We start from the raw sequence: 26185 nt of genomic DNA on the forward strand, positions 1-26185 counted from the left end.
AATGCGGGCAGAGCGCATCGATGGGTTCCTTCCGTCCGCTGCGCGGGCTGACCCTCTGTCGGCTTCTCACGCGCAACGACATGGCCCACCGTCAGTTGCTGCATGTCCGTATGCCACTGGAGCTAGTGCATCCGGGGATTACGGGGCGTTCTTGTAGGCCCGAAAGGGCGCCAGCGCCGCATCCATGAAATGCCGTCAAGCCACCGGGCCACCGTGTCTCAGGTCTCCCCGATTCGGGGAGAGCCCGCGCGAGGACGGCTCCGTCTGCGTCTTCTGCGGCAACGATCTGCCGCAGACGTGAAACGTGGATCCCACCCCGTGACGACCGAGGGGCACAGCCACTCTGTCCGGGAGTCCGAACGGGCGCTTCAGGCGATGCCTACGTCACGATGGCGCAGTGCGGCTGGTCGCTTGGTGGACAGGAGCAGGAGCAGGAGCGCTCGTGCGGGGCCGCCTCGGCGCGGGCTGAGACGGTCCCGCCGCTGTTACCGGCGTCGAGCCGGCCTGTCAGTGCTGCCGGCAGTCCCAGTGGGCCTTCACCCAGTAGTGCTCCCAGTGGCCAGGCACGTAGACCCACTTGTCATACGGTTCGTAGTCCCAGTAGCCCTTGTGCCAGCCGCGGTGGTCGTCGTGGTAACCCTGGTGCCACGTCTTGTGGTGGTAGACCTTCTTCTCCCAGTGGCCCTTGACCCAGCGCTGCTCCCAGTGGTCCTTCTTCCACTCGCACCGATCGTGGTCGCGGTCATGGTCGTGGTGGACGGTCGCGATGCCGGTGGCGGAGCGGATGGGGCTCGCCGACCGGTACGCCCGGGAAGAGATCCTTTTGCTCGATCGGGGCTTGACGGGAGACAAGGGGCTCTCCACAAGGCATACTTACCGGTCAGTAATTCGCTCTGCCGTCCACGCGTCGCTCCTGCGCGCCTCTCCATCCTGAGGAAGACGATGCCTTCGACCCAACGATCCGCACTGATGCTGGCCGGGCTGCTCGCCTCTGCCGGTGCCGCCCATTTCGTCGCGCCGAAGCAGTTCGACGCGATCGTGCCGAGCGCCCTGCCGGGCAGCAGCCGCGGCTGGACCCTCGCCAGCGGTGCCGTGGAACTCGCCCTGGCCGCCGGCCTCGCGCTTCCGGCCACACGCCGGACGAGTGCACGCGCCACGGCACTGTTCTTCGCGGCGGTCTTTCCGGCCAACGTCAAGATGGCGCACGACTGGCGCCATCGGTCCACGCCGGCCAAGGCCGTCGCCTACGCGAGGCTTCCCCTTCAGATCCCCCTGATCCTGTGGGCTCGCAGCGCGGCTCGCGCAGTCGAGGACACCGCAGCGGGGCTCAGCCGACGGTGACGACGACGGAGTGCCATCCGCCGGCGCCGTCGGGGATGGTCCGGGTGCGTCGTTCGGTCTGCGTCGTGCCGGTGCGGTCGGTGGCACGGACGGTCAGGGTGTGGGTGCCGGGCGTGGCCGACCAGGGGAAGGACCACTGGCGCCAGGTGTCGCGGCTGTCCTCGGCGGCGAGGCCGGCCTGCTGCCAGGGGCCGTCGTCGACGCGGATCTCGACCCGGTCGATGCCGCGGTGCTGGGCCCAGGCGACGCCCGCGACCATGACCGTGCCGGCGCCCGGGCGGGCGAAGGGCTTGGGCGTGTCGATGCGGGCCTGCGTCTTGACCGGCGCGCGGCGGGCCCACTTCCGCTTGACCCAGTAGGGGTCGTAGGAGTCGAAGGTGGTGAGCTCGATGTCCTCGATCCACTTGCACGCGGAGACGTAGCCGTAGAGGCCGGGTACGACCATGCGCACGGGGAACCCGTGGTCGAAGGGGAGCGGCTCGCCGTTCATGCCGACCGCGAGCATCGCGTCCCGGCCGTCCATCACGTCCTCGACCGGGGTGCCGAGCGTCATTCCGTCGACCGAGCGCGCGACGAGCTGGTCGGCCGGCCCGCCCTCCGACGGTGGCCGGACTCCTGCTTCGCGCAGCAGGTCCGCCAGACGTACGCCGAGCCAGCGGGCGTTGCCGACGTAAGGGCCGCCCACCTCGTTGGAGACGCACGTCAGCGTGATGTCCCGCTCGATCAGCTCACGCCGCAGCAGATCGTCGAAGGAGAGGACCAGGTCACGCCGCATGCCCCTGCCGTGAATCCGCAGACGCCAGGAGCCTGCCGACACCTTGGGAACGACGAGGGCCGTGTCGACCCGGTAGAAGTCCTTGTTCGGGGTGAGGAAGGGGCTCACTCCCGGCAGCCGCAGGCCTGCACCCCGGGGGATCGCGGGTGCGGGCGAGGCCGGGCGGGGCAGGACGACGGCGGCCCGCGACGCCACCGCGTCACCGGAGCGTGACGAGGCGAGTCCGCGCCCGACCGTCCCGGCCACCGTGCCGCCCACGGCGGCCGCACCGGCCGCCAGCAGGAACCGCCGCCGGTCCCACGCGCTCGCCGGGCCGACGGGCTCGCTCCCGGCCGTGCCGCCGAGCAGACCGGCCAGAAGGAACAGCAACACTCCGCCCACGACCCCGCCGGCCAGCGACGGCACCGCGTCGGAGAAGGAGTCCGAATCCGGCCGGTCGAGCGCGGCGGCCGCGCCCACGACCCCGAACAGCGCCACTCCCGCGGCGGCCGCCCGTCGCCACCTCAGGGCGAGCACGCCGAGGGCCACGGACAAGAGGACGGTCACGACCAAGATCCCGGACTGCAGGACGAGCTTGTCGTTCGTCCCGAAGTTCCGGATGGCCCAGTCCTTGAGTCCGGCGGGCGTGCGGTCGATGGCCGCGCCGCCGACGGCCGTCAGGGGCCCGGTTTCCGGGCGTACCGCCGCGGAGGCGAGTTCGGCGACCGCTACGGCGGCGTAACCGGACACGAGACCGGCCAGGGCCGCCCACGACGCCCTGCTCAGAACCTTCTTGTCGATGCTCACGCCAGGACTTCGGAGCGCGGGCGCCCAAGGATGGGGCCGGTGAGGCGTTCGGTCGATCGGGTGAAGCCGCTCCGAAGGGGCGAGCCGGAAGCGACCCGGGAGCGAATGGGCCCTTGCAGCGGGTCACACGGACCGGGTCTCGGTACCGGCCTCCGTGCGGATGGGCCGACCCGGTGCTCCGGTCAGGGCGCCGACAACGGGGTGGCGCCGACCGGTCGGCCCCACCGGGGCGTGCGTGCGCGGCACGTACGGTCCGGGCGGGGCCACCTGCGGGCGGAGGCGTCAGTCGCCCGCGAGTAGCCCCATGGCCAGTTGGGTCGTCATCCGGTGCCACCGGCTCGCGCCCCGGAGCATGGTGTGGCCACCGACGGACATCGGGATCCCGACCGCGTCGGCCCCGATCGCCCGGGCCCTGCGGACGAACGCCCAGGACTGGGCGGCCGCGGTGATCCGGTCCGTCTCGTCGTGCAGCAGGTACAGCCGGCGTCCGGCGAGATGGGCCACCGGTTCCCCCGGCGGGCACCAGGGAGCGAGGGCGACGACGCCCCGGACCGCCGGGTCTCCCGCGGCGCGCAACGCGGCGCGCCCGCCCATGGAATGGCCTACCAGCACCACGGGCACCTCTCCGATCCGAGCCCGGAGCCCGGCCAGCACCGCTTCGGTGTCCTGGACCGGATCGGCACGCTCCCCGTTCCAGCCGCGGTGCCGGTAGCGGACCTGCGCCACCAGCACCTGGTTCGCCCGTGCAGGCCGAAGGAGGGCGGTGGCGAACGGCCGCATGCGCAGGGCGGGCAGGTCGAGGAACGGCGGCGCCCCGGGGCCTTCGGAGCGTCCGCCCGGCAGCACCAGCACGGCGCCCCGCGGTTCCGGGGGCGCGTACCGGACCACCAGGCCCTCCGCCAGTTCGCGCGGCGCGCGCGGAAGGGAGGTCACGGGCGCCGGCCGGGGGAGGGGCGCGCGGCGCCTCGCGGCGGCCGGGGCAGGAAGCCGCTGGTACGGGCCCGGTAGGCGGCGTAACCCGGGCGTCCGGACATGTGTGCCTCCAACAGGCGTTTCCCACTGCCCCAGATGAGCAGTGCGCTCATGACCAGCGGGGAGACGAGGACCAGAGCCGCGGTCCGCCAGGTGGCGCAGGCCGTCAGATAGAGCCCCCACCATACGAGGAAGTCCCCGAAGTAGTTGGGGTGCCGCGTCCAGGCCCACAGGCCCCGGTCCATGATCCGGCCCCGGTGGGCGGGGTCGGCCTTGAACCGGGCGAGCTGGTGATCGCCCACCGCCTCGAAGCACAGCCCGGCCGCCCAGACCACGAGCCCGAGCACGAACGGCGCGTCCGGCGGCTCGGGCAGTAGGACGGCGACCTGCACGGGCAGCGAGACCAGCCAGACGAGGGCCGCCTGGAGGAGGTAGACGGTGCGCAGGGCGTAGAGCGCGGGGCTGCCGGGGGCACGGGCCAGCATCCGGGCGTACCGGGGGTCCTCGCCCTGGCCGCGCCCCCGCCGGGCGATGTGGACCGCGAGGCGAAGGCCCCACGCGGCGGTCGCCGCGGCCACCGCCGTACGCCGCACGTCGTCACCGTGCCCGGCCGACAGGGCCCAGGCCACGACGGCGACCGCGGTGAACGCGAGCCCCCACGCCACGTCGACGACCCGGTGCACGCCCTTGAGGGTGCCGACGGCGAACGTCACCAGCAGGACCGCCAGGGCCGTGCCCGCCGAGGCCGCGAGGACGACGAGGGCCGGCGTACCGAGATCCGTCACCGGTCTCCTTCTTCCGCGTACCAGCGCACCGGAGTCGGCGGCATCGACGCCTCGCCGTCGTCGTCGGTCCGTACGGCGAGGATCTGGTCGACGCCCATGCGGTGTTGGGCGAAGGCGAGGCCGCTTCCGGCCAGGTACAGCCGCCACACGCGCGCGGTCGGTTCGCCGACCAGGGCGACGAAGTCGCTCCAGCGCTCCTCCAGGGTGCGGTGCCAGGCCGCGATGGTCCAGGCGTAGTGCTCGCGCAGCGACTCGGCGGACCGTACTTCCAGACCGGCGTCCTCCAGCAGGGAAAGAGTTCGCCCGAGGGGCCTCATGTGCATGTCGGGGGCGATGTACTTCTCGATGAAGGCGCCGCCTCCGGGCGCCACCGGGCCGCGGGACATCTGCTGCACGAGCAGCCGGCCGCGCGGCCGGAGCAGTCCGTGGAGCTGAGCGGCGAACGCCGGGTACTCGCGGTCGCCGACGTGTTCGCCCATCTCGATGGCGGTCACGGCGTCGTAGCCGCCGCCGGAGATCTGACGGTGGTGGCGCAGCTCCACCTCGACCAGGCCTCCCAGCCCGGCTCGCTCCACGCGCCCGCGGACGTACGCCGCCTGCTCGGCGGAGAGGGTGACGGCGGTGACGCGGACGCCGTGGTGACGGGCGGCGTGGACGGTGAGCGCACCCCAGCCGCAGCCGATGTCCAGCAGCCGCATGCCGGGCCGGAGCCCGAGCTTGCGGCAGATCAGTTCGAGCTTGTCGCGCTGGGCGTCGGCGAGCCCGTAACCGGGGTCGCCGGGCCGCCGCCAGTAGGCGCAGGAGTACGCCATCGACCCGTCCAGGAGCATCTCGTAGAAGTCGTTGGACAGGTCGTAGTGGTGGCTGATGGCGGCGCGGTCCCGGCCCGTGCTGTGCAACCGTCCGTGGAGGGCGGCGCGGGGGGCCGAGGGCGGTGCGGGGCGCGGGCCGATCACGCCGAGGGCGAGCGCGGTGCGGCCGGCCCGGGCGAGGTCGGCGGGCCCCGGACGAGTGCTCCGCCGTCTGGCCAGCCGCTGCCAGACCTGCCCAGGCTGCCGGCCAGGTCGCCTTCGGTGTCGATCTCACCGGCGATGTACGCCTCGGCGAGGCCCAGTTCGCCCGGCTGCCACAGCAGGCGCCGCACGGCGCGAGGACTGCGGACGACGACCACGGGGGCGTCGGACGGACCCGCCTCGCTGCCGTCCCAGGCGCGCAGTCTCACGGGCAGGGGCCCGGCGGGCAGGAAGGGGGTGAGGGCCGCGGCCAGCCGCGGTGCCGCGCCGGTGCGCGTGCGGGCCGTGGACGTGGGTGTCGAGGTCATCGGTTCTCCCCGTGCGGGTCGTCGGCGGTGAGCAGGATCTGTCGGACGTCGAGGTAGTGGGAGCGGAACCCCGCCTCCGAGTAGGCCAGGTACAGCTCCCACATCCGGCGGAAGACGTGGTCGAAGCCCAGGGCGTCGACCGCCTCGTGCTCGCTCAGGAACCGCTCCCGCCACAGCCGCAGCGTCTCGGCGTAGTGGTCGCCGTAGCTGACGCAGTCGATGACGCGCAGCCCGGCGGCCGCGCTCTCGCCGGCGATGGCCTCCGGGGAGGGGATGAGCCCGCCGGGGAAGACATACTTGCTGATCCACGTGTGCGTCCGCGCGGTGGCGAGCATCCGGTCGTGCGGCATGGTGATCGCCTGCAGGGCCACCCGGCCGCCAGGCGCGAGGAGGCGACGCAGGGTGGAGAAGTACTCGGGCCAGTACTCGGCGCCGACGGCCTCGACCATCTCGACGCTGACCACGGCGTCGTAGCGGCCTTCGACGTCGCGGTAGTCGCACAGTTCGACGCGGACGCGGTCGGCGTGTCCCGCGTCCCCGATCCGGCGCGCGGCGAGCGCCCGCTGTTCCTCGGACAGGGTGACCGTACGGACCTGAGCGCCGCGGGCGGCGGCGCGGAGGGCGAGTTCGCCCCAGCCGGTGCCGATCTCCAGGAGCCGGGTCCCCGCGCCGACGTCGGCCAGGTCGAGGAGCCGGTCGATCTTCCGGTGCTGGGCCGCCAGGAACGTGCCGGGGGAGGCCGGCAGCGCGTCGAAGACCGCGGAGGAGTAACTGAGGCTCGGGTCGAGGAAGAGGGCGAACAGCTCGTTGGACAGGTCGTAGTGCCGGTGGATGTTCTCCCGGGCACCGGCCCGGGTGTTCAGGTCCTGGACGGGCCTGCGGCGGACCCACGCCCCGCGCATTCGGTGCAACGGCGCGGGCACGAGGTCGTCGACGTGCACCGCGAGCACCGTGAGGAGGCCGACGAGGTCATCGCTGTCCCATTCGCCCGCCATGTACGACTCGCCGAAGCCGATCAGGCCGTCGGCGCCGATCCGACGGTAGAAGGCGTCGGGATCGTGCAGGACCAGTGTCGGCGGCGCCCCGGGCACGCCGGGCGGCACGGCCTTGTCGCGCCCCGCGCCGTGGAGCCGTATCCGCAGCGGAAGACGACCGAGGGCGCGTTCGACGATCCTCCGGGCGACGGCGGTGCGCACGGGGGACGTCCGGGGCGTCCGGGCGACGTCCGGCCAGCGCGTGGCGTCCACGGGGGCACGGTCACGGTGCGGGCGGACGGACGCGGCTGAGGGGAGGGAGACGGTCACCACATGCCTTTCTGGTCGGGTGAGGCGGCGGGCCGGGGATGGACGGGCAGCCCCTTGAGATACAGGCGGACGCCGTGCCGGCGGATGCCGAGCGAAACGGCGGCCGTCGACCAGGGGCGGCGCAGCGCGGCGGCGAGCACCGTGCGGGTGGTGGCCGGCCGGCGGTGGCCCCGCACCGTGGCGGTCAGCGGGCGTGCGTCGCCGTGGCGCAGCTGCACGGTCAGGTCGAGGCGGTCGCCCGGCAGGGGCACGCGCATGCGGTAGGTGCCGGTCACGTCGAAGAACGGGGAGACGTAGAAGTCCTTGGCGACCTCGTCCCGACCGTGCTCGTCCGGGTGCAGGAGATAGCAGTGCCGCTGACCGTAGGTGTTGTGGACCTCGGCGACGACGCAGATCAGGCGCTGCGTCCGGTCGTGGCACCAGTACAGCGTCAGGGGATTGAAGACGTGCCCGAGGACCCGGGGGTACGTCAGCATCAGGACGGGCCCGTCCGCCTCGGTCATGCCCTGGGCTGCGAGGTACGCGGCGACAGCCACCCGCAGTGAGGGGGCGTGGCCTCCGAAGTGGTCGCCGGGGTCGAAGCGGGCGAGGGGACGGAGCGGTCGGGGCAGCCGTGGAAGGTCGTCGACGTCCACGAGCCACAGGTGCGTCCGGTGCCGCAGCGCGTACGGCACCGGAGTGGTACGGGTGTGCGCGACCTCGACCTCGTAGAGGGCGGGGACGGAAGGAAGCAGACCGGGGGAGCGGGGCGGAGTGCCGACGGCTCCGGCACCGCCGTCGGGAGTCACGGTCACCACCTCACCCCCAGCCGGCGAGCCGCCTCGACGCCCGAACGGCAGCCGTCCTCGTGGAACCCCCAGCCGTGGTAGGCGCCGGCGAAGGCCGTGACGGAGGTGGTGAGACCGGGGAGCAGCTGCTGGGCCGCCACCGATTCCGGTGTGTAGATCGGGTGTTCGTACCGCATCCGCGCCAGCACGCTGGAGTCGTCGAGCCGGTCGTCCGGGTTGAGGGTGACGATGTGCGGTTCGGCGGACCCCAGGCGCTGGAGACGGTTCATGTCGTAGCTCACCTGGACCGAACCCGGCCGGGCCTCGCAGGAGGGCAGCCGGTAGTTCCAGGACGCCCGGGCGTGCGCGCCGCGCGGCAGCACGGAGGTGTCGCGGTGCAGCACGGTGGGGTTGCTGGAGTAGAGGAACGAGCCCAGGACGTCCTTCTCCAGGGGGGTGGGGTCGGCGAGGAGCCGCAGTGCCTGGTCGGGGTGCACGGCGATGACCACGGCCCGGTGTTCCGTCGACCGGCCCTCCGCCGTGACCACCCGCACGTGCTCGGGCCCCCGGACGACGGTCCGTACCCCCGCACCGGTGCGGATGGCGGCGATCTGCTGGGCCACACGCCCGACGTACACGGCCGATCCGCCGGTGACCGTCTTCCACTGCGGGGAGCCGGTCACCGCGAGCAGCCCGTGGTGGTCGAGAAAGCGGAACAGGTACGCGGCCGGGTACTGCAGCGCGGTGCCCGGCGAGCACGACCAGACCGCGGCGACGAGGGGGAGGGCGAAATGCTGGACGAAGTACGGCGAGAAGCCGTGTCGGCGCAGGAACGCGCCGAAGGTGCAAGTGCTGTCGTCGGCGGCGAGCAGGCGGCGCGCCGCCCGGTGGAACCGGGGCACGTCCGCCAGCATCCGCAGCAGGCGCGGCCGCCCGGCGTTGCCGCCGCCGAGGAGGCCGCGGGCCCCGCGGGCGCCCGCGTACTCCAGACCGCAGCCGTCACACCGCACGGACATGCTCATCTCCGCGTCCTGCGTGGGTACGTCCAGCTCGCGAAAGAGCCTCAACAGGTACGGATACGTGCGCTCGTTGTGCACGATGAAACCGGTGTCGACCTGGACCGTGCCGCCCTCACGCGTGGGCAGTCGGTGCGTGTGCGCGTGCCCGCCGAGCCGCTCCTCGGCCTCGTGGAGGACCACGTCGTACGAGCGGGACAGCACGTACGCCGCGGTCAACCCCGCCACACCCGCCCCCACGACCGCGATGCTTCGCCGGCGGTTCATCTCTCCACCCCTCGCTCCGAGCCCCGGGCCGGTGCGTCCGGGGTTGCCCCTCATCAGGACTTCGAAGCGGCCACGACGCCGGATGGGTGCGGCTTCGTGCGACGGGCGGCACAGCCGCCGGGCGGGTGGGAGCTACTGGAGACGTGTCGCAGTCCGGACGAGGTCGGCGACGGCTCTGGACCGGCTGTGCGGTGGCCAGGCGATCACGGTGGTGACTGTCGGCGCGTCCAGCACGGGCACGGCGGCGAGGTCATCGTGCAGTTGGGCCCGGCACGACTCCGGCGAGACCGCACAGGCACGGCCGAGCGCGACGAGCTGCAACAACTGCGCATGGTCGCGGACCTGCGGGCCGGGGCCGGGCGGGTAGGTGCCGTCGGGGCCGGGCCAGCGTGGCAGGGGCAGGCCCGGCAGCCCGGTGATGTCGGCCATGTGCACATGGGCCCGGGCGGTGAGCGGATGCCCGGCCGGCAGGACCGCGACCTGACTCTCCGTGCTGAGCTCTTCGGTGTGGAATCCGGCCGTCGAGTCGAACGGCCGGTGCAGCAGCGCCACGTCGGCCCGGCCCTCGCGCAGGAGTCGTTCCTGCTCGGCCGGACCGCACAGGATGACGTCGACGGGGACCGCGCCGGGTTCGGCGGCGTACGCGTCGAGCAGCCTCGCCAGCAGTTCCCTGGACGCGCTGGCCTTCGTGACCAGGACCAGGCCGGGGCGGCCGGTCACGGAAAGGGCGGCGCGGCGGGTCCGACGCTCGGCGGCCTCGACCGCGTCGAGAGCCGCCCGGCCCTCGACCAACAGCACCGAGCCGGCCTCGGTCAGCGTGACCGCGCGACTGGTCCGGTCCAACAACACTGCCCCGAGCCGGCGTTCGAGCCGCTGGATCGCCCGTGACAACGGTGGCTGCGCGATCCCGAGCCGCTGCGCGGCACGCCCGAAGTGCAGCTCTTCAGCGACAGCGACGAAATACCGCAGTTCCCGGGTCTCCATCCGGCCACGCTATCCCGTCCCGGATCAATACCCTGACGGTATCGTTGCGCACCCGATCGGTCTTGGACCCCCGCCGAGGTCCGAAGGCAGCATCGTCCCCATGACTGAACGGACGATCGCGCTGGTCACCGGCGCGAACAAGGGAATCGGCTACGAGATCGCCGCAGGCCTGGGCACCCTCGGCTGGAGCGTCGGCGTCGGCGCCCGCGACGACCAGCGCCGAAGCGCCGCGGTGGAGAAACTGCGCGCCGCCGGCATCGACGCGTTCGCCGTACCGCTGGACGTGACCGACGACGCGAGCGCGACCGCCGCCGCACGACTGATCGACGAACAGGCCGGACGCCTCGACGTGCTCGTCAACAACGCCGCCATCGCAGGCGACATGCCACAAGAACCCACCCGGATCGACCCCGCCACCCTCCACACGGTCGTGGACACCAACGTGATCGGCGTCATCCGCGTCACCAACGCGATGCTGCCGCTGCTGCGCCGCTCCGCCGCACCACGGATCGTGAACATGTCCAGCAGCGTCGGCTCCCTCACCCGGCAGTCAGGACCCGACGCCGAGCAGACGGCAGGCCCGGTGTCCGCGGCGTACGCGCCGTCGAAGACGTTCCTGAACGCCGTCACCCTCCAGTACGCCCGGGAGCTGAGCGGCACGAACATCCTGATCAACACCGGCTGCCCCGGCTACGTCGCCACCGACCTCAACGGCTTCCGCGGCGTGCGCACCCCCGAACAGGGCGCGGCGATCGCCATCGAACTCGCGACCCTGCCCGACGACGGCCCCACCGGACAGTTCTTCGACGACGCCGGCGTAGTGCCCTGGTGATGCGCACGGCCTGCCCGTCGTGCGCTCGCTGACCGCCCATGACCACTGACCCTTCGCACCGTTCACCCACAGGGCGGCCACCCCCGTCTGCTGCCGGGATGCCGGTCAGGCGGGCATGTTCAGGAGCAGCAGGGGCTTGGTGGTCGGCTGGGTCGATCCGCCCGCCGGTTCGACCGTCAGCCCGACGGCGTTCGCGTGCGCCGTGTCGCCTTCCAGGAACACGGTGCCGTCCCCCTGGATGAGACCGGCGGACCGCATGGTGCCGCCTTGGCCCAGCCAGAGCTGGTAGGTCTTTCCCGAGCCGGGGCTCGGCAGTCCGCTGGTGATGAAGACGGCCTTGCCCAGCTTCTGCGAGGACACCACGGAGGCGCCGGCGCCGTTGTCCGTACGGCCTTGCACGCTGCGGGCGTCCGGGGCGGCGAGGACCTCGCCCACCGCGTCCAGGCGCTGCTCGCTCTGAGCGGCGCGGCGTGCGGCGTCGTCGCTCTCCTGGTGCTGCCAGGCGGCGATGCCCGCGAAGGACACGGCGGCGGCCAGGCTCGCGGCCACCGCGAACGCCGCGGCCCTGCGGCGAAGTGCCGTCCACACCGTGGCCGTTCCGTTGCCCGGGGACACCCGGGGCGGGAGCTGCCGCACGCCGTCGATGTCGGCGATGACCCGCTGCTTCATGGAAGCGGGCGGGGCCTGCGACACGGCCCCGCCCATGCGCGCCGCGGTGGCCTCGAACTCGAACACCTCGCGTCGGCACGGAACGCAGGCCGACAGGTGCGCCGCGAAAAGTTCGCGCTCGCGCGCGTCCAGTGCGTTCAGCGCGTAGGCGGCGGCGAGGGCGTGCAGGTCGTCGTGGTGCTGCTTCATGCGCTCACCCCCATGCAGTCGCGCAGCCGGATCAGCCCGTCGCGCAAACGTGTCTTCACTGTCGGCAGCGGTGTACCAAGCGCCGCGGCCACTTCACGGTAAGTCAGGCCGCCGTAATAGGCCATGGTCACCGCCTGACGCTGGAGCTCGGTCAGGCCGCGCAGACAACGCCGTACCTGCTCGCTCTCCAGACGCGTCTCGACCTGCTCGACGACCTCGTCGAAAGGCCGGGAATGATCACAGGCGGCGGTCGCCTGCTCACGGTCGTAGGCGGCCTGAGCCGAGCGCACCCTGTCCACGGCCCGGCGGTGGGCGATCGTCGCCGCCCACGTCCGGACGTTGCCCGATTCCGGCCGGTAGCGAGCAGCCTGTCGCCACAGGTCGATCATCACCTCCTGGGCGACTTCCTCGGACTGGGCGCGATCCCTCACGACTTTGAGGACGATGCCGAAGACGAGCGGTGCGAGGGCGTCGTACAGGGTCGAGAACGCTTCCTTGTCGCCGTGGGCGACCTGCTGCATCACCGGGGTGAGATCGCCACCGTGCCTGGCGGCGCCGCCGAACGGCAGGGGCTGGGTCACCGGCCGGCTCCCGGGTGGTCGAGCGATCTGCAGGTGCCGGTGCCGGCCGGGGCGGGGGTCGCTGTCCATCGCATGGCTGTCCTTCGGCAGTGAGGGTTCGAGCGTGAAGGTTCACCCGGATCGAGGCCCGGGAGATCCTTCTCGTCATGTGCTTCGTGGCGGACGCGTGTGCGGATGGGTGGGCGGACGGCGCTTCTCCGCGATTGTGGTGCACCGGCGCACGCCCCATGTCCAAGCCTGGTCTCCGTCAGTGTCGCGAGGCCCCGAACTCCGCGTGTCGTGCCGAAGCCGCGTAGCGGTCCTCGGCGGCTCCGGAAGGAGCCGCGAAGTCCTGGCGCCTTGCCGTCGGGCGCGCCGTGGTGAGGAGCGCCTCGAACTCGCCGTCGTCCATGCTCCGGTCCGGCCGGGGGGAAGGTTCTGCGTGACGCAGGGTCGTGGTGGTCATGATCGGTCCTGTCAGCCGAAGGTGAAGACGTACGCCTTGATGCCGGACGCCGGCCAGAACGGGGCCGGCGCACGGAACGTAGAGCAGACCCAGACCGAGGCCCAAGGCGAAGGCGCCGCCTTCCCGGTTCACCCGGTGAGCCGGAATGCGCGAGAAGGGCCTCTCCAGCAGACGTTCGACGGGCGGAGAGAGCGGGCTGAGGCCGATCAGGACCAGCAGGGCGAGCCCGATGGAGCGGAGGACGTCGTCCGGCAGCCCCAGGGCGGAGACGATCGTCACGCCGAGCAGGGTGAAGGCGCTGAAGCTGACGACGAGGCCGGCCATGACCGCGTACGGGCGCCGGTTACGTGCTCTCTTGGTCGCCGACGGCACTGTCAGGATTCTCCCCGCCGGTTCGGAAAGGGTCTCCCCGGTGGGTTCGGCGGTGTGCGGGTCCTCGGTGCCGACGGTCGGAGCTCCCGCGAGAGACACCACCGGCAGGACTGGCAGGATGCAGGGTGAGATCGCCGTGATGAACCCGCCGATCAGGCCGATCAGTATCAAGGCCCACATGATGTGCCCTTCACGGTGCCGAAAGAACGTGTTGCTCTACGGCATGTATTCGGTGCCGTCGGCTCTTCCGACTGCCCTCATCCGCTCCACGGTCCGAACCGGCGAGTCGTCGGCCCTCGGCGGATCCCGTCCCGGCCGCCGGAGTGCGGCAGGGGCAGCCTGACGCGGAGGGCTACCCGTACGGCCGACACCGCCGTTCGCCACAGGCCGTCCAACGCGCGGGGAGGCGTGGCGGAGACCGGCGGGCCGTGCCGGTGAACCGGCAGCCGGGGCTTTGACGGAAGGTCTCGCGCGCCGGACCGCAGAGTCTGGAGGTCGTGCGAAAACCCCTTGCGCAATGGTCAAGAGTCGTTGACCATTACTCGCATGCCTACCGATGATCTTCCCGAGACGTTTCACGTCACCACGGACGAGCAACTGCGCGCCGTCTCCAACCTCACGCGCCACCGGATCATGGCCGTGCTCCGCTTCGAGCCGGCGACGATCACGCAGATCGCCGAGCGAGTGGGCCTGGCGAAGGGGAGTTCCAGCTATCACGTGCGGCTGCTGGAGCGGGCCGGCCTGGTGAAGGTGGTGCGGACGCGGAAGGTGCGGGGTGTCACCGAGCGGTACTACGCGATGGCCGCACGGTCGATCGTGCTGCCGGACCCGGGCGAAGGAGGGCCGGATGTGCTGATGCGCCATGCGGTGGCGGACCTGGAGGCGTCGCCGGCGGATGGCGAGCGGCACGTGCGGATGGCGCATCTGCGGCTCACCGAGGAGCAGTTCGCGCAGCTGGGGGCGCGGCTGCAGGCGCTGGCGGACGAGTACCGGGAGCTGTCCGATCCGTCGTTGCCGGACGCGTCGCTCGTCTTCGCGCTGTTCCACCCGGCACGGCGCGAGCAGGCCGAGGGGGACGCCAAGTGACCTCAGAGACTGGGAAGTTGCCCACCGGGTTCGGACGGCTGTGGACCGCGCAGACGGTGTCCTCGCTCGGTGACGGGGTGTCGCACGCCGCGCTGCCGCTGCTCGCGTTGACGTTGACGCGGGATCCGATGGCGCTCGCCGTCGTCGCGGCCGCCGGGACGCTGCCGTGGCTGCTCTTCGGGGTGCTCGGCGGCGCGCTGGTCGACCGCTGGGACCGCCGGCGCACGATGTGGATCATGGACGCGGCGCGTGCGGTGCTGCTCACGATACCGGCGGCAGCGACCGCGCTCGACGGCTTGAGCATTCCGCTGCTCGCGGCCGTCGCCTTCCTGCTCGGCCTCGGCGGACTCTTCTTCGACACGGCCGCCGCGGCCTATCTGCCGGATCTGCTCGGCCGCGACCCCGCACTCCTGGAGCGCGCCAACTCCCGCTTGCGCGGCGCGCAGACCGCCATGTCCGGCTTCGCGGGGCCGCCTGCGGGCAGTGCGCTGCTCGCGCTCGGGCGGGCGGTTCCGCTGCTCGCCGACGCGGTGTCGTTCCTGCTCTCCGCACTGCTCGTACGGTCGCTTCCCGCCATGCCCCGGCCCGTGCCGGAGGTCCGCGAGTCGCTGCTTCGCCAGGCGCGGGCCGGGGCCTCGTACGTCTTCCGGGACCGGCTGCTGCTCGGGCTCGCGCTCCGCCCGGCGGTCGGGAACATCGCCTTCCTCGCCGTGGAGACCGTCCTCGCCCTCTTCGCGCACGACCGCCTCGGCATCGACACCTACGGCTTCGGCCTGCTCCTCACGGCGGAGGCCACCGGCGGCCTGCTCGGCGCGGGCATCGCCTCCCACCTGGGCCGACGACTCGGCACCGGCACAGCACTGACCTGCACGGCCGCCGTCGAGGGGCTTGCCATCCTGGGCCTGGCCGCTGCCCCGAACCCATACGTGGCCGGGCTGGCGCTCGCCGTCTGCGGGGCCGGCATGGGCGCCACGATGGTGCTCGGTCCCTCCCTGCGGCAGACGATCGTCCCGACCCACCTCATGGGCCGGGTCGCCTCCACCTCCCGCATGCTGGCCATGTGCGCCGCCCCCGTCGGGGCCTTCCTCGGCGGCTGGCTGGCGACCACCTACGACATCCGCACCCCGCTCTACGCCGCCGCCGTCCTCCTCCTGGCGATGACGACCGTCACGGCATCCATGACCAGCAACCGCCGGGTCGAAGCGGCGCTGCGTGCCACCGCCCCGGCCGGCGGCCCGGATCAGCCGGCATCCAAGGATCCCGCCCGGGAGAGTGCATCCGACTAGCCGGGACGCCTGCCGCGAAGGCGCCCCGACGAAGTCCCGAGGCCCACGCAGTTCGATTCCCGGGCCCACCCGGGCGCCTCCCGAAGTGGTGAACATCTGCTGCCGGTTCCCGTGAACAGAGCCAGCCCAGCAGGCGCTCGCGGAGCACGACCTCGCCTGCTGACTCCGGCACCGGCAGGCCGCGCTGCGAGCAGCTTGCCGGTGCGCGCCGCACGGCACCGTCAGTGGTGCCAGTGGGACAGGGGAAGCATGTCGGGGGACAGGGAGCGGGCGCGCTGCCACATGCCCCGTAGCTGTTCAGCGGGCCGCTGCTGCTCCCCGTGAACGGCGTTGAGGATCAGCAGTCCGCCGGTCAATGCCGGGACGGCCCACTGCACCCAGTCCAGCTGCCGCTGGACGGCGGCGATGTCGGCCGGATGACGGTGCGTTTTTTCCTCGTCGCGGGAGTCGTCGGGGGCGACGTGTTCGATCTTCTTGCCGAGGACACGGCTGTAGGCAGTGGTCGCCAGTGCCGCCCCGGTCAGGACGGTCTTGGCGATGGTGGAGGCGGCCACGCCCTGCTGGGTGGCGACGCGGGCGGCGTTCGCGGCCAGCAGTCCGCTGGAGCCGACCAGATGCGCCGCGATCGCCATTCCGGCGACCGGCGTCCATTTCGCCCAGCCGGACGACGCGATCCGGGCCTGCTCCGCCCAGGTGGTGGTCTCGTCAGCGGCCGCCCTGTTCAAGGCGACCGCGCCCATCAGCGCCCCGCCGAACCAGGCCGCCAGGCCCACGTCGTGCATGCTGCGCAGGAGGGTGTTGCGTTCGGACATCAGGCTCTCCTTGATCCGCTCGTGGTACGCACAGCCGTCGGCGACGAACTGCCGGCGACCGGCTCAGGTCAGTCAGTCAGTCAGTGGAGAGAGCTTCGAGCAGATCGCCGACCTGAGGGTCGGGCAGGGCGCGGGCAACGTCGGCCTGAGCCACGATGCCCACCAGACGGTGGCCGTCGATGACCGGCAGACGTCGCACCTTGTGCTCGACCATCGTGCGCAGGATCTCAGCCGCGTCGTCGTCCGCGCCGATCGTGACCGCCTCGCCCTGCGCCAGCTCACCGGCCTTGACCCGGTCCGGGTCCTTGCCCGCACCCAAGACCTTCACCACGATGTCGCGATCGGTAAGCATGCCCTTGAGACGGTCGTCGGTGCCGCAGATCGGCAGCGCACCGACACCCATTTCGGTCATCTTCCGCGCGGCCTCAAGGACCGTCTCCTCCGCGCCGATGCACTCGGCGCCCTCCGTCATGATCTCGCGGGCAGTCGTCATCAGGCAGCCACATCCTTTTGGGGCGGTTCGAGGTGCGCCGGGCACCGGGCAGTGGGCCGGCGCGGGAACGCAGGACCGGTCCCCCGCCCAGGCTGTCTCTATCGCACCCTCGTGGCGATTCCACCCGCACGCCACGCAGCTGCACCCGCGTGCAGCAGCCCTCGCCGAAGGGGACAGCAGGCATGCCGTCGGATCAGCACCGAGACCGCCCGAACCACCCGCCGTCACTCTCCGTCGCCGGCGGGCGCAGCGCACACAACAACGTCCTCGCCACTGTCCCGGGACGCTGTAAGGGTCTGGTCAAGCAGGGGCAGCAGCCCCAACGGAAGGAGACGGTGGCAGAGCCTGCGGGCGGCCGCCGTGCCTCGGCGCCGCCCATCAGCCGGGCACGGGGCCGCCCATCAGCCGGGCACGGGGCCGCACATCAGCCGGGCACGGGGCCGCTGTTCTGCGTCGGCACCCCGCGTGTTCCGGCCGGAGCACGCGGGCCGGCGACGAAGGTGAAGGGGCTGATGGAGGGGGCGCGCTCGCGATCGGCCCCGTCATGTGGCGCCCCTCGCAGTCCGTGGCAGGGGCCGGGCCGGCGCGAGGCGCGGGACAGGCGGCGTGACCGGCTCCGTGAGCCATGCGCGGCGTGACGTGGCTGTGCGACGACCGGCGGAGGTGCGGTCACGATGCGGAGACTGCGGTCACGATGCGGAGACGGCGGTGACGTCGAGGCCGCGGGTGGTGACCAGGTGGGCGCTGCCGTCGGCCAGCCGGTAGGACAGGCCCACCACGGCGGTCTGTCCGGCCTTCACCTGGTCGGCGAGCACCCGGGAGCGGTCCAGCAGCAGGTCGACGGTGTGCCGGGTGTGCTCGGCGATGATGTCGCTGTCCTGGGTGAGGCCGGCGGAGCGGGCGGCCAGCACGCTGGGCGTGACCCGCTCGATGACGTCCCGTACGTATCCGGGCGCGGCCACCCCGTTCTCCACGGCGGCGCGGGTGGCCGCGACCGCGCCGCACGAGTCGTGGCCGAGGACGACCACCAGGGGGCAGTTCAGCACGCTCGCCCCGTACTCGATGCTGCCCAGCACCTCGGGCCCGGTCACGTGGCCCGCGGTGCGGACGACGAACAGGTCGCCGAGGCCCTGGTCGAAGATGATCTCTGCGGCCAGGCGGGAGTCGGAGCAGCCGAAGAGCACCGCGAAGGGGCTCTGGGCCGGTGCGATGTCGGAGCGGCGCGCGGCGTCCTGGTTGGGGTGCTGCGGTGTTCCCGAGACAAATCGCCGATTGCCGGCCAGCAGCATCTCGAAGGCTTGCGCGGGGGTCGGTATGGGGGCGTCAGTCATGGTCGCAGGCTACGGCCAGGCCCAGGTCACCGCGCGATGAGGGGTGAGCCCCGCCGCTGTCCGTCGGCAGTCCGGACGCCGGGCGAGGGCGGCCTGAACCCGGACCCTCAACGCGCGGCGGAGCCACTCATCCGGCTGCGGCTGTACGTGCTTCCCGTGGGTCCGCTGGACCGGGGGCTCACCGAAGCCGACAGCAGGAGCCGGACGACGGGGCCCGGTGTTCTCGGAGCCGTCGGCCCCGGCAGGCCAGGCCCGCGCCGTCGCCGCGACCGAGGACCGCCCCACCGTGACGTGGGGCCTCCTGTCCTGCCCGCACGGCACGGCCGACCGCGTCCTGGCCGGAGAAGAGGGCTGGCCGCGCCGGTGGCGCGCGGGTTGCGGTGGGCGTAGACCGGAGATATGGCCGGTACGCGGCGGGCCTGCGCGATGTGCCACGCGCCGCTGTCCTCGGGCGCGGCGCCGGGGCGCCGGTACCGCTCGACCGCGTGCAAGTCGGCCTGGCTCCGGCAACGCCGCCGCGACGACCGCGCAGTCGATCTCAGCGTGGCGGGAACGGAAACGGACAGGTCCGGCGGAGGTGGCCGTGTGACGGCTGCCCGACCGGGTGGCCCGCCCCCTCGACGGCACCGGCCGAACGGAAGGACCGTGGAGGCATGACCAGCCTGTTGCGGGAGGCAGCGGCGCTTGTGCGACGCCGCACAACCGGGCAAGGCCGCGGAGCAGGCGAGCGGTGGATGGTGGACCAGGATGGAACGGTGTGACGCGTGCGGTGGCGTCATCCCCAGGGGCGCGGAGGTCTACGGGCTCGTGCGTGACTCCTCTGCCGTCCATCGGTCCAACCCGGTCCTCGACGGACTGCGCGTCATCACCGCCTGCTCGACCTCGCATCTGGCGCGACTGCGGCAGCCCTACCGGCAACGGCCCTTCAACAGCGTCGAACTGTGGGCCCACAAGATCTCGGACGCGCTGGCCCGGCACCCGCAGGGCCTGGAAAGACAGCGCCTCATCGACGAAACCGGGCTGAACACCCTCCAGATCGAGCGCGCCCTGACCTGGATCGCGGAAGGTCAGCAGGACCGGGGTGAGCGCGGGTAACCCCGCGTCACCGCGGACCGGGGCCGGGGGTTCACCGCGGACCGGGGCCGGCACGATCGTCGGCCTGCCCCGGCCGTTCCGCCTGCGGGCGCAGCTACCGGACCTGATCACTCTTCGGACAGCGCGCCATGGGCACACGCCGCCTGAGTACGACCGGCCCCGTGCACCAGTCCCAGATGTCTGGTTTCTGGTATTTCAGGCCGAACTGGCACGATGGCTCCATGGAGCCGCTGCCGACCCCCTGCCCCGCTCGCCTGGTCCCCGACGTCACCGGCGGCGGCTTCGACGTCGCGTACCGGCAGGCCCAGGCGCAGCACGCAGTGTTCGTGGCCATCGAGAGCCAGGGGCAGTGGTGGACGGTGAAAGCGGACACCCTCACCGCAGGCCCCGGGCACGTCGTCGACGACACCGTGAACGACGCCGCCCGCGACGCCGTCATCCGCCTGGTCCAGGCCGACGAGGTCCGCTCGGACGCCTACCCGGGCCCCGTCTACTTCGTCCTGCACGGCGTGACCGGCGAAGACCGTGCCCGTGAACTCGCCGCCGCCCTCCACGCGGCCCTGTACGGCGACCTGGAACCCCTGACGGCAGCCGTGCCCACGGATGAACACCTGATGTGACAGGCCGGGGGACGGCGAGGTCGGCCGGTTCCCGAGCGGTGCGCTCCAGCTCCAGGCCGGAGCCGATGCGGATCGACGCCTCGCTGGGCAGGGCGAGGTGGTGCCGTCCGGCTTCGGCCTCGGTATGGGCGCGCTGCTCGTCGGTGATGTCGAGCAGGGCGGCGATGACCCCGATCGGCCGGCCGGCGGGATCTTCGACGCGGACGTAGGAGCACGACCAGACCCGGTCGCGGTCGGGGGCTGCCGGGGTGCGTCCGGCGCGGCGGCGGTCGAGCACCGGCAGCCCGCTGTCGAGGACGGTACGCATCGCTTCTTCCCTGTCGCGGGCGTTGACCTCCGGGAGCAGCTGGGACAGGCGCCGGCCGATGCGGGCGGACTCCGGCAGGCCGTTCATCTTCTCCAGAACCGGTCCAGAGCCGGGTTGACCCGCAGGAATCGCAGCTGGGCGTCCAGGACCGCGATGCCGACCGGCGACCGGGCGAACAATCCGTCCCACGCGGCCGAGGAGCTGCGAATGCGGCGGGCGGCGTGGGCGTCGGCGGCGAACACCACGACCGCGGCCGTGTCCTCATGCCGCTCGGGCAAGGGCTGGCCCAGATCTCCAGCTCGATCGGATGCCCCTTGGCACGCCAGGCGGTGACCGTGCCCATCACGCCCGGCCGGAGGCCGCGGCCCCCCACAGCGAACGCCCCACCCCCCGGTCCGCCCCGGATGCAGAAGGTCCGCGATGCGCCGGCCCACCACCTGCTGCGGGGCGCACCCCGACAGCTCCTGGGCCGCGTGGTTCCACCGCGCGATGATGCCGTCAGCACTGGTGACCACCTGGGCCACCGCCGGCGCGCCCATCCATCCGCCGGCGCGTGCCTCGCCGGGCCGGGCGCCTCTGCGTCACGCTGCGGTGTCCTGGGCCGTCGGCGGCGGCAAGCTGCGGACGGGGCCCGTGGCCGGCCCCCATCTACGGGGGCGACCGGTGCAGTGGCTGAGCCCTTCCTCAGGTGGCGTTGTCGTGCCCGGCATGAAGAGACCGGGAAAACGACCGATAGAGGGGGTGATTAGCCCATCTAAGGCAATTATCGGGGTATGGGCCAGGGAGTAAGCGCCCTCTTCCAGGAGGCAATCATGGCGTCAACACACCGCGCACCCATCGAGGAGCACCCCGACCTCATGGAACTGCGCGCACGGCACGACCGAGCCGCCGCCACCCCACGAGCCCAGATGATCGAGGCACTCGCCCTGATCACCGGCCTCTACCTCGCGGCGTCTCCGTGGATCGTCGGCTTCAACGGCTTCACGACCCTCGCCGTCACCAACCTCATCGCGGGAATCGCCTACATGCTCCTCTTGGGAGGCCTCGGCAACTCCTACGAGCGAACGCACTCCATGGCCTGGGCGGCGGCGGCCATCGGCATCTGGACCTGCATCGCCCCGTGGGTCGTCGCCGGGGACGTCGCCCACACCCGCTCCATCACCAGCAACCTGATCACCGGTGCCGTCGCCACCCTTCTCGCCCTCGCGGCCGCCTCTGCCGCTCGTGACAACGGGACCTCGCGTGCCCGCCCAGGCCGTTCTGCCGAAGGCCGCCGCACCATGCCCTAGCCCATACGACGACCGACTCTCGCACGCGCCGCCAGGAGATCTCTCCTGGCGGCCTGCTCATCGGGCAGCCCCGGTACGGCCTGCCGTACGGAAGGCCTCGGGCAGGCGGCTCTGTCACCCGTCGGCCGGACCGGCGAGTGCAGCAGGCCGGACGGCCCGTGCTCTCCGGGGACGGGCGATCTGACGAACGACGACGAGCCCCCTGTCCGCAGCCTCAGCTGCTGCCTGACCCGGTCGTTAGAGGTGCAAGGGGCCGTACCGAAGCGATCGAACGGCCGAGGGGGAGGACAACCCCGTACTCCACAGGTGCCCGGTCGACCGTGACCGCCAGCCGGCGGCCCTGCTCGCCCCCGCCCGGGTGTCAGGCACGCACCCGGGTCGTCCGCCCGGGATGCCCGCGTGCGGCCTCCGCACGGGCGCGGCGTCACGTGCCCGCCGAACGGATGGTGGCCGTCGCCGGAGGAACCAGAGACCGGCAGGTCAGCGCGTGTGTGATGAAGCGATTGATTCCGAGCGCGCGTGTTCTGACGGCCTGTCCGACGGCGGCCTGCCTAGGGTCGCTCTGCCCCACGTGTTCCCCTTCACCCTTGACGGAGTTCCCATGGCCACCTCCACGGAGCCGCCCACCCTCGTGCCTGTGCGGAAGAGGGGCAAGGGACAGATCGTCGTGGACTGGCTGACGACGACGGACCACAAGAAGATCGGGCATCTCTACCTGATCACGTCGTTCGTCTTCTTCCTGATCGGTGGAATCCTCGCCCTGGTGATCCGTGCGGAACTGGCGCGGCCGGGTCTGCAGATCGTCTCTCCCGAGCAGTACAACCAGGCGTTCACCCTCCACGGCACGATCATGCTGCTGCTCTTCGCCACCCCCACCTTCGCCGGCTTCGCCAACGCGATCATGCCGTTGCAGATCGGCTCACCCGATGTCGCCTTCCCGCGACTGAACATGTTCTCGTACTGGCTGTTCCTCTTCGGCGGGCTGATCGCCTTCTGCGGCATCTTCACCCCGCAGGGCGCCGCGGACTTCGGATGGACCGCCTACACGCCGCTCAGCGGCGGGGAACGCACGCCCTACGTCGGCGGCGACATGTGGATCATGGGGCTCGCGCTCGGCGGCTTCGGGACGATCCTGGGCGCGGTCAACTTCATCACCACGATCATCTGCATGCGCGCTCCGGGCATGACGATGTTCCGCATGCCGATCTTCACGTGGAACGTGCTGCTGACCTCGGTGCTCGTGCTGTTCGCGTTCCCCGTGCTGGCGGCGGCGCTGTTCGCGCTCGAGGCGGACCGGCAGTTCGGCGCGCACGTCTACGATCCGGCCAACGGCGGAGCGCTCCTGTGGCAGCACCTCTTCTGGTTCTTCGGCCACCCCGAGGTCTACATCATCGCGCTGCCCTTCTTCGGCATCGTCACGGAGATCCTGCCGGTCTTCTCACGCAAGCCGATCTTCGGCTACGTGGGGCTCATCGGCGCCACGATCGCCATCGCGGGCCTGTCGGTGACGGTGTGGGCGCACCACATGTTCGCCACCGGTGCGGTGCTGCTGCCGTTCTTCTCCTTCATGACCTTCTTGATCGCGGTTCCCACGGGGGTGAAGTTCTTCAACTGGATCGGCACGATGTGGAACGGGTCGCTCTCGTTCGAGACGCCGATGCTGTGGTCCATCGGCTTCCTCGTCACCTTCCTGTTCGGCGGTCTGACCGGGATCATCCTCGCCTCGCCGCCCATGGACTTCCACGTCACCGACAGTTACTTCGTCGTCGCCCACTTCCACTACGTGGTCTTCGGGACGGTCGTCTTCGCGATGTTCGCCGGGTTCTACTTCTGGTGGCCCAAGATGACCGGCACCATGCTCGACGAGAGGCTCGGCAAGATCCATTTCTGGACGCTCTTCGTCGGCTTCCACAGCACCTTCCTCGTCCAGCACTGGCTCGGGGCCGAGGGAATGCCCCGGCGGTACGCCGACTACCTGCAGGCCGACGGCTTCACGGCGCTGAACACCATCTCCTCCATCGGCGCGTTCCTGCTGGGCATGTCGACCCTGCCGTTCTTCTACAACGTCTGGAAGACGGCCAAGACCGCCCCGCGGGTCACCGTGGACGACCCGTGGGGCTTCGGCCGCTCCCTGGAATGGGCGACCTCCTGTCCGCCGCCCCGCCACAACTTCCTCACCATCCCGCGCATCCGCTCCGAGTCCCCCGCCTTCGACCTCAACTTCCCCAGCCTCGCGGCACTCGACTACGGCCAGAACCACAAGCGGGACGTCATCGACGACCCCGGCGCCGCGCGCGGCCCCCAGGAAGGCCGGTAGACATGGCCCTGCCCGGCCGTCGGGAGCCGTACGGCTCCGCGGAGCACGAGGGCGGCGACGCCCCGTGGCCGACCGGGCCCGGCGCCCGCCTCCCGTACGCCGACACCGCGGAGGCGGCCGCCGGCATCGCCCGGCTGGAGGGGTACCTGCTCGCGCACCGTGTCAGGAGCGAGGCCGCCGAGGCCGGCGCCGCCTTCGCCCGCCGGTTCCCCTGGCTGGGACCGCGAGAGGAGGCGGAAGTGGCCCGCGTGTTCGAGCAGGAGCACCGGGCCGTGCGGCACCGGATGCTCCAGGCCACCGCCGCACGGGCCGAGGAACTACGCCGGGAGTACGGCCACCGCTACGCGTGCCTGCGTCGGCGTCTGGTCGCCACGTTCCTCTGCCTGGTGGGCGGCATGACCGTCGTGCTGGGGGTGGTGGTGCGGGGCGCCGGTTAGTCAGGTGCGGCGTCTGCGGTCCAGCCACCAGAGCAGCACGGAAGCCGCGCTCAGGACGACCAGGACGCTGCCGGCGACGATGGCGAGCGTGCGGTCCGCCGTGTCCACGGCGGTGTTCTGGGCGTCCAGGACGAACGGCGAGACGAGCAGCCACACGCCCGCCAGGCCCACGACGGCATCGGACCACAGACCCCCGCCGCGGTAGATGCGCCGGCCGGCGGTGAACGCGACGACGAGCCCGACCAGCATCTCGTTCATCTGCGCGTCTTTCGGCCCGACCTGCGTGGCCATCGGCATCACCAACAGCAGCACCGAGACCGCCAGCATCAACAGGCCCAGGATCTGGTCGTGGGCCCCCTGGCGCAGTACATGAGGTGGATCCGAGACGCGCGGTGTCAGACCCCGATCGATGTGGACCACCATGGCTCCCCATCTCCTCCCAATGTGGCGAACGGCGGCTACCCGTCGAGCCCGGTCACACACGCCGACTGCGAGCAGCGGCCGGGCCCCGCACCCTGTGGACCCTCGCCCGCCGGCTCTACCGGGAGATCGGGCTCATCGAGGAGGAGCACGTCGCCCACTACGAGTCCCTCGTCGACCTGGGGGAGACGTGGGTCGAACGTCCTGGCGTTCGAGCCGAACAAGGACCACCTGCGCGAACTGCCCGCGACGCGGATCGACCTCACCACCCTGGGCGCCGGTTACGTCCGTGAGGCCCACGAGCGCTTCGAGCAGATGCGGCGGCGTCTCCACGTGGCGCTCCTCATGCAAGGAGAAGCGCTCCACCCCGGGGTCGAGAGCGCCGCCGCCGACCTCGCCCTCGGACCCGTGGCGGCCGTCGCCGACCAAGCGCGGGACGCCATCCGCCGCAGCATGGACGGCGGGGACGGAGATCCGAAGAGGCGAAGGGAGGCGTGGGCTGCCGTGACCGGGCGAGGCGCTGGTGACACCGGTGCCCGTGGGGCAGGGTCAGCGCCTTGGCAGGCGGTGCAGGACGACCTCGTCGAGTACCCCGTCCCTCACCAGGCACGTCATGTACGTGGCGTACGGCTGGCGTCTGCGGTCCGTCGGCGACCCGGGGTTCAGCAGGCGCAGCTTGCCTGGCGCCGTGGTGTCCCAGGGGATGTGGCTGTGACCGAAGACCAGGACGTCCAGGTCGGGGTACAGCGCGGCGCAGCGGGTCTCCCGGCCGCGGCTCGCCCCCGTCTCGTGGACCACGCCGAACCTCAGGCCCCCCAGCCTGACGCGGGCCACCTCCGGCAACCGCGCCCGCAGTTCGGGGCCGTCGTTGTTGCCGAACACCCCGACCAGGCGCCGTGCGCGTCCCTCCAGCAGGTCCAGGGTGGCCACGTCGACCCAGTCCCCGGCGTGGACGACGACATCCGCCCGGTCCGTCTCGCGCAGGACCTCGTCGGGGAGCCGCCTGGCGCGCAGGGGCACATGGGTGTCGGAGAGGAGCAGCAGCCGTACGGGCGGGGCCCCCGCCCCAGTCGTGTCGTCGCCCATCGGTCTGCCTCCTCGTTCCGCCCGCCTGGTGGGACGTCGGGTGTACTCCGAGTCACTTACCGCAGGCGTCCTTGCGGGGGAGTGGCCGCCCCCGGTGCGGCGGCCCGAAATCGGCCACCGTCACCGGCGGGTCGTCCGTGCCCCGGACGGTGACGGGCTTGCCGTCCATCTTCAGCGTCGGGGTGCCCCGCACCCCGCTG

General features: G+C 72.0%; 26 protein-coding genes and 3 pseudogenes. 9 read left to right on the forward strand and 20 right to left on the reverse strand.

All coding sequences use genetic code 11. The features are described 5' to 3' along the window. Positions 1-507: 507 nt before the first annotated feature. Positions 508-852: a hypothetical protein gene (locus ABZ318_RS29575; RefSeq protein WP_356905516.1), complete on the reverse strand. Its 345-nt coding sequence runs from the start codon at positions 850-852 to the stop codon at positions 508-510. Between the two features lie 90 nt (positions 853-942). Between ABZ318_RS29575 and ABZ318_RS29580 the strand changes: the two genes are divergently transcribed. Continuing rightward, positions 943-1341, forward strand: coding sequence for a hypothetical protein (locus ABZ318_RS29580; protein WP_356905517.1), 399 nt, complete (start codon positions 943-945; stop codon positions 1339-1341). Here ABZ318_RS29580 and ABZ318_RS29585 read toward each other — a convergent pair. The 8 genes and pseudogenes from ABZ318_RS29585 to ABZ318_RS29620 form a co-directional block, all read right to left on the reverse strand. Further along, a complete protein-coding gene (locus ABZ318_RS29585) occupies positions 1328-2902 on the reverse strand; it encodes a molybdopterin-dependent oxidoreductase (RefSeq protein ID WP_356905518.1) in 1575 nt (524 codons plus the stop codon). The two genes, ABZ318_RS29580 and ABZ318_RS29585, sit on opposite strands and share 14 nt — an antisense overlap. A 282-nt stretch (positions 2903-3184) precedes the next feature. Next, a complete protein-coding gene (locus ABZ318_RS29590) occupies positions 3185-3835 on the reverse strand; it encodes an alpha/beta fold hydrolase (protein WP_356905519.1) in 651 nt (216 codons plus the stop codon). Beyond that, complete coding sequence (locus ABZ318_RS29595) at positions 3832-4659, reverse strand: DUF1295 domain-containing protein (protein ID WP_356905520.1); 828 nt, start codon at positions 4657-4659, stop codon at positions 3832-3834. The genes ABZ318_RS29590 and ABZ318_RS29595 overlap by 4 nt, the downstream gene beginning before the upstream one ends. Next, positions 4656-5980 (reverse strand): annotated as a pseudogene (locus tag ABZ318_RS29600) (cyclopropane-fatty-acyl-phospholipid synthase family protein). Before ABZ318_RS29600 ends, ABZ318_RS29595 begins: the two are co-directional and overlap by 4 nt. After that, positions 5977-7227 (reverse strand): cyclopropane-fatty-acyl-phospholipid synthase family protein, encoded by a 1251-nt coding sequence (locus tag ABZ318_RS29605; RefSeq protein WP_356905521.1) that lies wholly within the window; start codon positions 7225-7227, stop codon positions 5977-5979. The pseudogene ABZ318_RS29600 and the gene ABZ318_RS29605 overlap by 4 nt, the downstream one beginning before the upstream one ends. Before the next feature lie 53 nt (positions 7228-7280). Beyond that, a complete protein-coding gene (locus ABZ318_RS29610) occupies positions 7281-8018 on the reverse strand; it encodes a DUF1365 domain-containing protein (protein ID WP_356905540.1) in 738 nt (245 codons plus the stop codon). Positions 8019-8074: 56 nt separating this feature from the next. Next, complete coding sequence (locus ABZ318_RS29615) at positions 8075-9334, reverse strand: FAD-dependent oxidoreductase (RefSeq protein WP_356905522.1); 1260 nt, start codon at positions 9332-9334, stop codon at positions 8075-8077. Between the two features lie 132 nt (positions 9335-9466). Further along, entirely contained in the window at positions 9467-10318 is an 852-nt protein-coding gene (locus tag ABZ318_RS29620; protein ID WP_356905523.1) for a LysR family transcriptional regulator, read from the reverse strand. 100 nt (positions 10319-10418) lie between these two features. Here ABZ318_RS29620 and ABZ318_RS29625 point away from each other — a divergent pair, with 100 nt between their 5' ends. Next, positions 10419-11150 (forward strand): SDR family oxidoreductase, encoded by a 732-nt coding sequence (locus ABZ318_RS29625; RefSeq protein ID WP_356905524.1) that lies wholly within the window; start codon positions 10419-10421, stop codon positions 11148-11150. Positions 11151-11255: 105 nt separating this feature from the next. Here ABZ318_RS29625 and ABZ318_RS29630 read toward each other — a convergent pair whose 3' ends face one another. The 3 genes from ABZ318_RS29630 to ABZ318_RS29640 all read right to left on the reverse strand — a co-directional run bounded on the left by ABZ318_RS29630 (position 11256) and on the right by ABZ318_RS29640 (position 13586). Then, positions 11256-12008 carry an anti-sigma factor gene (locus tag ABZ318_RS29630; RefSeq protein ID WP_356905525.1) on the reverse strand — a complete coding sequence of 251 codons (753 nt, stop codon included), beginning with the start codon at positions 12006-12008 and terminating at the stop codon, positions 11256-11258. Next, on the reverse strand, positions 12005-12529 hold the full coding sequence (gene sigK / locus ABZ318_RS29635) for an ECF RNA polymerase sigma factor SigK (RefSeq protein WP_356905541.1): 525 nt from the start codon (positions 12527-12529) through the stop codon (positions 12005-12007). The genes ABZ318_RS29630 and sigK overlap by 4 nt, the downstream gene beginning before the upstream one ends. Positions 12530-12836: 307 nt before the next feature. After that, complete coding sequence (locus ABZ318_RS29640) at positions 12837-13586, reverse strand: hypothetical protein (RefSeq protein ID WP_356905526.1); 750 nt, start codon at positions 13584-13586, stop codon at positions 12837-12839. Between the two features lie 366 nt (positions 13587-13952). Here ABZ318_RS29640 and ABZ318_RS29645 point away from each other — a divergent pair, with 366 nt between their 5' ends. Then, the gene (locus tag ABZ318_RS29645; RefSeq protein ID WP_356905528.1) at positions 13953-14492 is read left to right on the forward strand and encodes a winged helix-turn-helix domain-containing protein; all 540 of its coding nucleotides are present in this window, start codon (positions 13953-13955) and stop codon (positions 14490-14492) included. Positions 14493-14509: 17 nt separating this feature from the next. Beyond that, a complete protein-coding gene (locus ABZ318_RS29650; protein WP_356905529.1) occupies positions 14510-15778 on the forward strand; it encodes an MFS transporter in 1269 nt (422 codons plus the stop codon). A gap of 221 nt (positions 15779-15999) precedes the next feature. Here the strand turns inward: ABZ318_RS29650 and ABZ318_RS29655 are convergent, their stop codons facing one another. The 3 genes from ABZ318_RS29655 to ABZ318_RS29665 all read right to left on the reverse strand — a co-directional run bounded on the left by ABZ318_RS29655 (position 16000) and on the right by ABZ318_RS29665 (position 18414). Then, positions 16000-16590, reverse strand: coding sequence for a hypothetical protein (locus tag ABZ318_RS29655; protein WP_356905530.1), 591 nt, complete (start codon positions 16588-16590; stop codon positions 16000-16002). A gap of 76 nt (positions 16591-16666) precedes the next feature. Further along, positions 16667-17083 carry a CBS domain-containing protein gene (locus ABZ318_RS29660; protein WP_356905531.1) on the reverse strand — a complete coding sequence of 139 codons (417 nt, stop codon included), beginning with the start codon at positions 17081-17083 and terminating at the stop codon, positions 16667-16669. Positions 17084-17772: 689 nt separating this feature from the next. After that, positions 17773-18414 (reverse strand): carbonic anhydrase, encoded by a 642-nt coding sequence (locus tag ABZ318_RS29665; RefSeq protein ID WP_356905532.1) that lies wholly within the window; start codon positions 18412-18414, stop codon positions 17773-17775. A gap of 807 nt (positions 18415-19221) precedes the next feature. Between ABZ318_RS29665 and ABZ318_RS29670 the strand changes: the two genes are divergently transcribed. Further along, on the forward strand, positions 19222-19509 hold the full coding sequence (locus ABZ318_RS29670; RefSeq protein WP_356905533.1) for a hypothetical protein: 288 nt from the start codon (positions 19222-19224) through the stop codon (positions 19507-19509). 221 nt (positions 19510-19730) lie between these two features. After that, positions 19731-20129 (forward strand): hypothetical protein, encoded by a 399-nt coding sequence (locus ABZ318_RS29675; protein ID WP_356905534.1) that lies wholly within the window; start codon positions 19731-19733, stop codon positions 20127-20129. A 193-nt stretch (positions 20130-20322) separates the two neighbouring features. Here the strand turns inward: ABZ318_RS29675 and ABZ318_RS29680 are convergent. From ABZ318_RS29680 to ABZ318_RS29690, 3 genes and pseudogenes are all read right to left on the reverse strand, one after another. After that, a pseudogene (locus ABZ318_RS29680) lies at positions 20323-20523 on the reverse strand (PAS domain-containing protein); the annotation flags it as partial. Further along, a complete protein-coding gene (locus tag ABZ318_RS29685; RefSeq protein WP_356905542.1) occupies positions 20520-20714 on the reverse strand; it encodes a hypothetical protein in 195 nt (64 codons plus the stop codon). The pseudogene ABZ318_RS29680 and the gene ABZ318_RS29685, both read right to left, overlap by 4 nt. A 177-nt stretch (positions 20715-20891) precedes the next feature. Further along, positions 20892-20975, reverse strand: a pseudogene (locus ABZ318_RS29690) (hypothetical protein); the annotation flags it as partial. A 273-nt stretch (positions 20976-21248) separates the two neighbouring features. Here ABZ318_RS29690 and ABZ318_RS29695 point away from each other — a divergent pair. The 3 genes from ABZ318_RS29695 to ABZ318_RS29705 all read left to right on the forward strand — a co-directional run bounded on the left by ABZ318_RS29695 (position 21249) and on the right by ABZ318_RS29705 (position 24479). Continuing rightward, positions 21249-21725 carry an SPW repeat protein gene (locus ABZ318_RS29695; RefSeq protein WP_356905535.1) on the forward strand — a complete coding sequence of 159 codons (477 nt, stop codon included), beginning with the start codon at positions 21249-21251 and terminating at the stop codon, positions 21723-21725. Positions 21726-22326: 601 nt separating this feature from the next. Beyond that, entirely contained in the window at positions 22327-24042 is a 1716-nt protein-coding gene (ctaD, locus tag ABZ318_RS29700) for a cytochrome c oxidase subunit I (protein WP_356905536.1), read from the forward strand. Between the two features lie 2 nt (positions 24043-24044). After that, the gene (locus ABZ318_RS29705; protein ID WP_356905537.1) at positions 24045-24479 is read left to right on the forward strand and encodes a hypothetical protein; all 435 of its coding nucleotides are present in this window, start codon (positions 24045-24047) and stop codon (positions 24477-24479) included. On the opposite strand, the gene ABZ318_RS29710 is transcribed toward ABZ318_RS29705, so the two are convergent. Beyond that, on the reverse strand, positions 24480-24902 hold the full coding sequence (locus tag ABZ318_RS29710) for a hypothetical protein (RefSeq protein ID WP_356905538.1): 423 nt from the start codon (positions 24900-24902) through the stop codon (positions 24480-24482). A gap of 546 nt (positions 24903-25448) precedes the next feature. Beyond that, positions 25449-25985, reverse strand: a complete 537-nt coding sequence (locus tag ABZ318_RS29715) for a metallophosphoesterase (protein WP_356905539.1) — start codon at positions 25983-25985, stop codon at positions 25449-25451. Positions 25986-26185 lie beyond the last annotated feature (200 nt).

It is taken from the genome of Streptomyces sp. NPDC006197 (genome assembly GCF_040613865.1).
In the GTDB taxonomy this organism is placed as follows: Bacteria; Actinomycetota; Actinomycetes; order Streptomycetales; family Streptomycetaceae; genus Streptomyces.

Coding starts and splice junctions, on each gene's coding strand:
- ABZ318_RS29580 (WP_356905517.1), top strand. CDS start 943: ATGCCTTCGACCCAACGATCCGCACTGATGCTGGCCGGGCTGCTCGCC.
- ABZ318_RS29615 (WP_356905522.1), bottom strand. CDS start 9,334: ATGAACCGCCGGCGAAGCATCGCGGTCGTGGGGGCGGGTGTGGCGGGG.
- ABZ318_RS29620 (WP_356905523.1), bottom strand. CDS start 10,318: ATGGAGACCCGGGAACTGCGGTATTTCGTCGCTGTCGCTGAAGAGCTG.
- ABZ318_RS29625 (WP_356905524.1), top strand. CDS start 10,419: ATGACTGAACGGACGATCGCGCTGGTCACCGGCGCGAACAAGGGAATC.
- ABZ318_RS29630 (WP_356905525.1), bottom strand. CDS start 12,008: ATGAAGCAGCACCACGACGACCTGCACGCCCTCGCCGCCGCCTACGCG.
- sigK (WP_356905541.1), bottom strand. CDS start 12,529: ATGCAGCAGGTCGCCCACGGCGACAAGGAAGCGTTCTCGACCCTGTAC.
- ABZ318_RS29640 (WP_356905526.1), bottom strand. CDS start 13,586: ATGTGGGCCTTGATACTGATCGGCCTGATCGGCGGGTTCATCACGGCG.
- ABZ318_RS29645 (WP_356905528.1), top strand. CDS start 13,953: ATGCCTACCGATGATCTTCCCGAGACGTTTCACGTCACCACGGACGAG.
- ABZ318_RS29655 (WP_356905530.1), bottom strand. CDS start 16,590: ATGTCCGAACGCAACACCCTCCTGCGCAGCATGCACGACGTGGGCCTG.
- ABZ318_RS29660 (WP_356905531.1), bottom strand. CDS start 17,083: ATGACGACTGCCCGCGAGATCATGACGGAGGGCGCCGAGTGCATCGGC.
- ABZ318_RS29665 (WP_356905532.1), bottom strand. CDS start 18,414: ATGACTGACGCCCCCATACCGACCCCCGCGCAAGCCTTCGAGATGCTG.
- ABZ318_RS29675 (WP_356905534.1), top strand. CDS start 19,731: ATGGAGCCGCTGCCGACCCCCTGCCCCGCTCGCCTGGTCCCCGACGTC.
- ABZ318_RS29695 (WP_356905535.1), top strand. CDS start 21,249: ATGGCGTCAACACACCGCGCACCCATCGAGGAGCACCCCGACCTCATG.
- ctaD (WP_356905536.1), top strand. CDS start 22,327: ATGGCCACCTCCACGGAGCCGCCCACCCTCGTGCCTGTGCGGAAGAGG.
- ABZ318_RS29705 (WP_356905537.1), top strand. CDS start 24,045: ATGGCCCTGCCCGGCCGTCGGGAGCCGTACGGCTCCGCGGAGCACGAG.
- ABZ318_RS29710 (WP_356905538.1), bottom strand. CDS start 24,902: ATGGTGGTCCACATCGATCGGGGTCTGACACCGCGCGTCTCGGATCCA.
- ABZ318_RS29715 (WP_356905539.1), bottom strand. CDS start 25,985: ATGGGCGACGACACGACTGGGGCGGGGGCCCCGCCCGTACGGCTGCTG.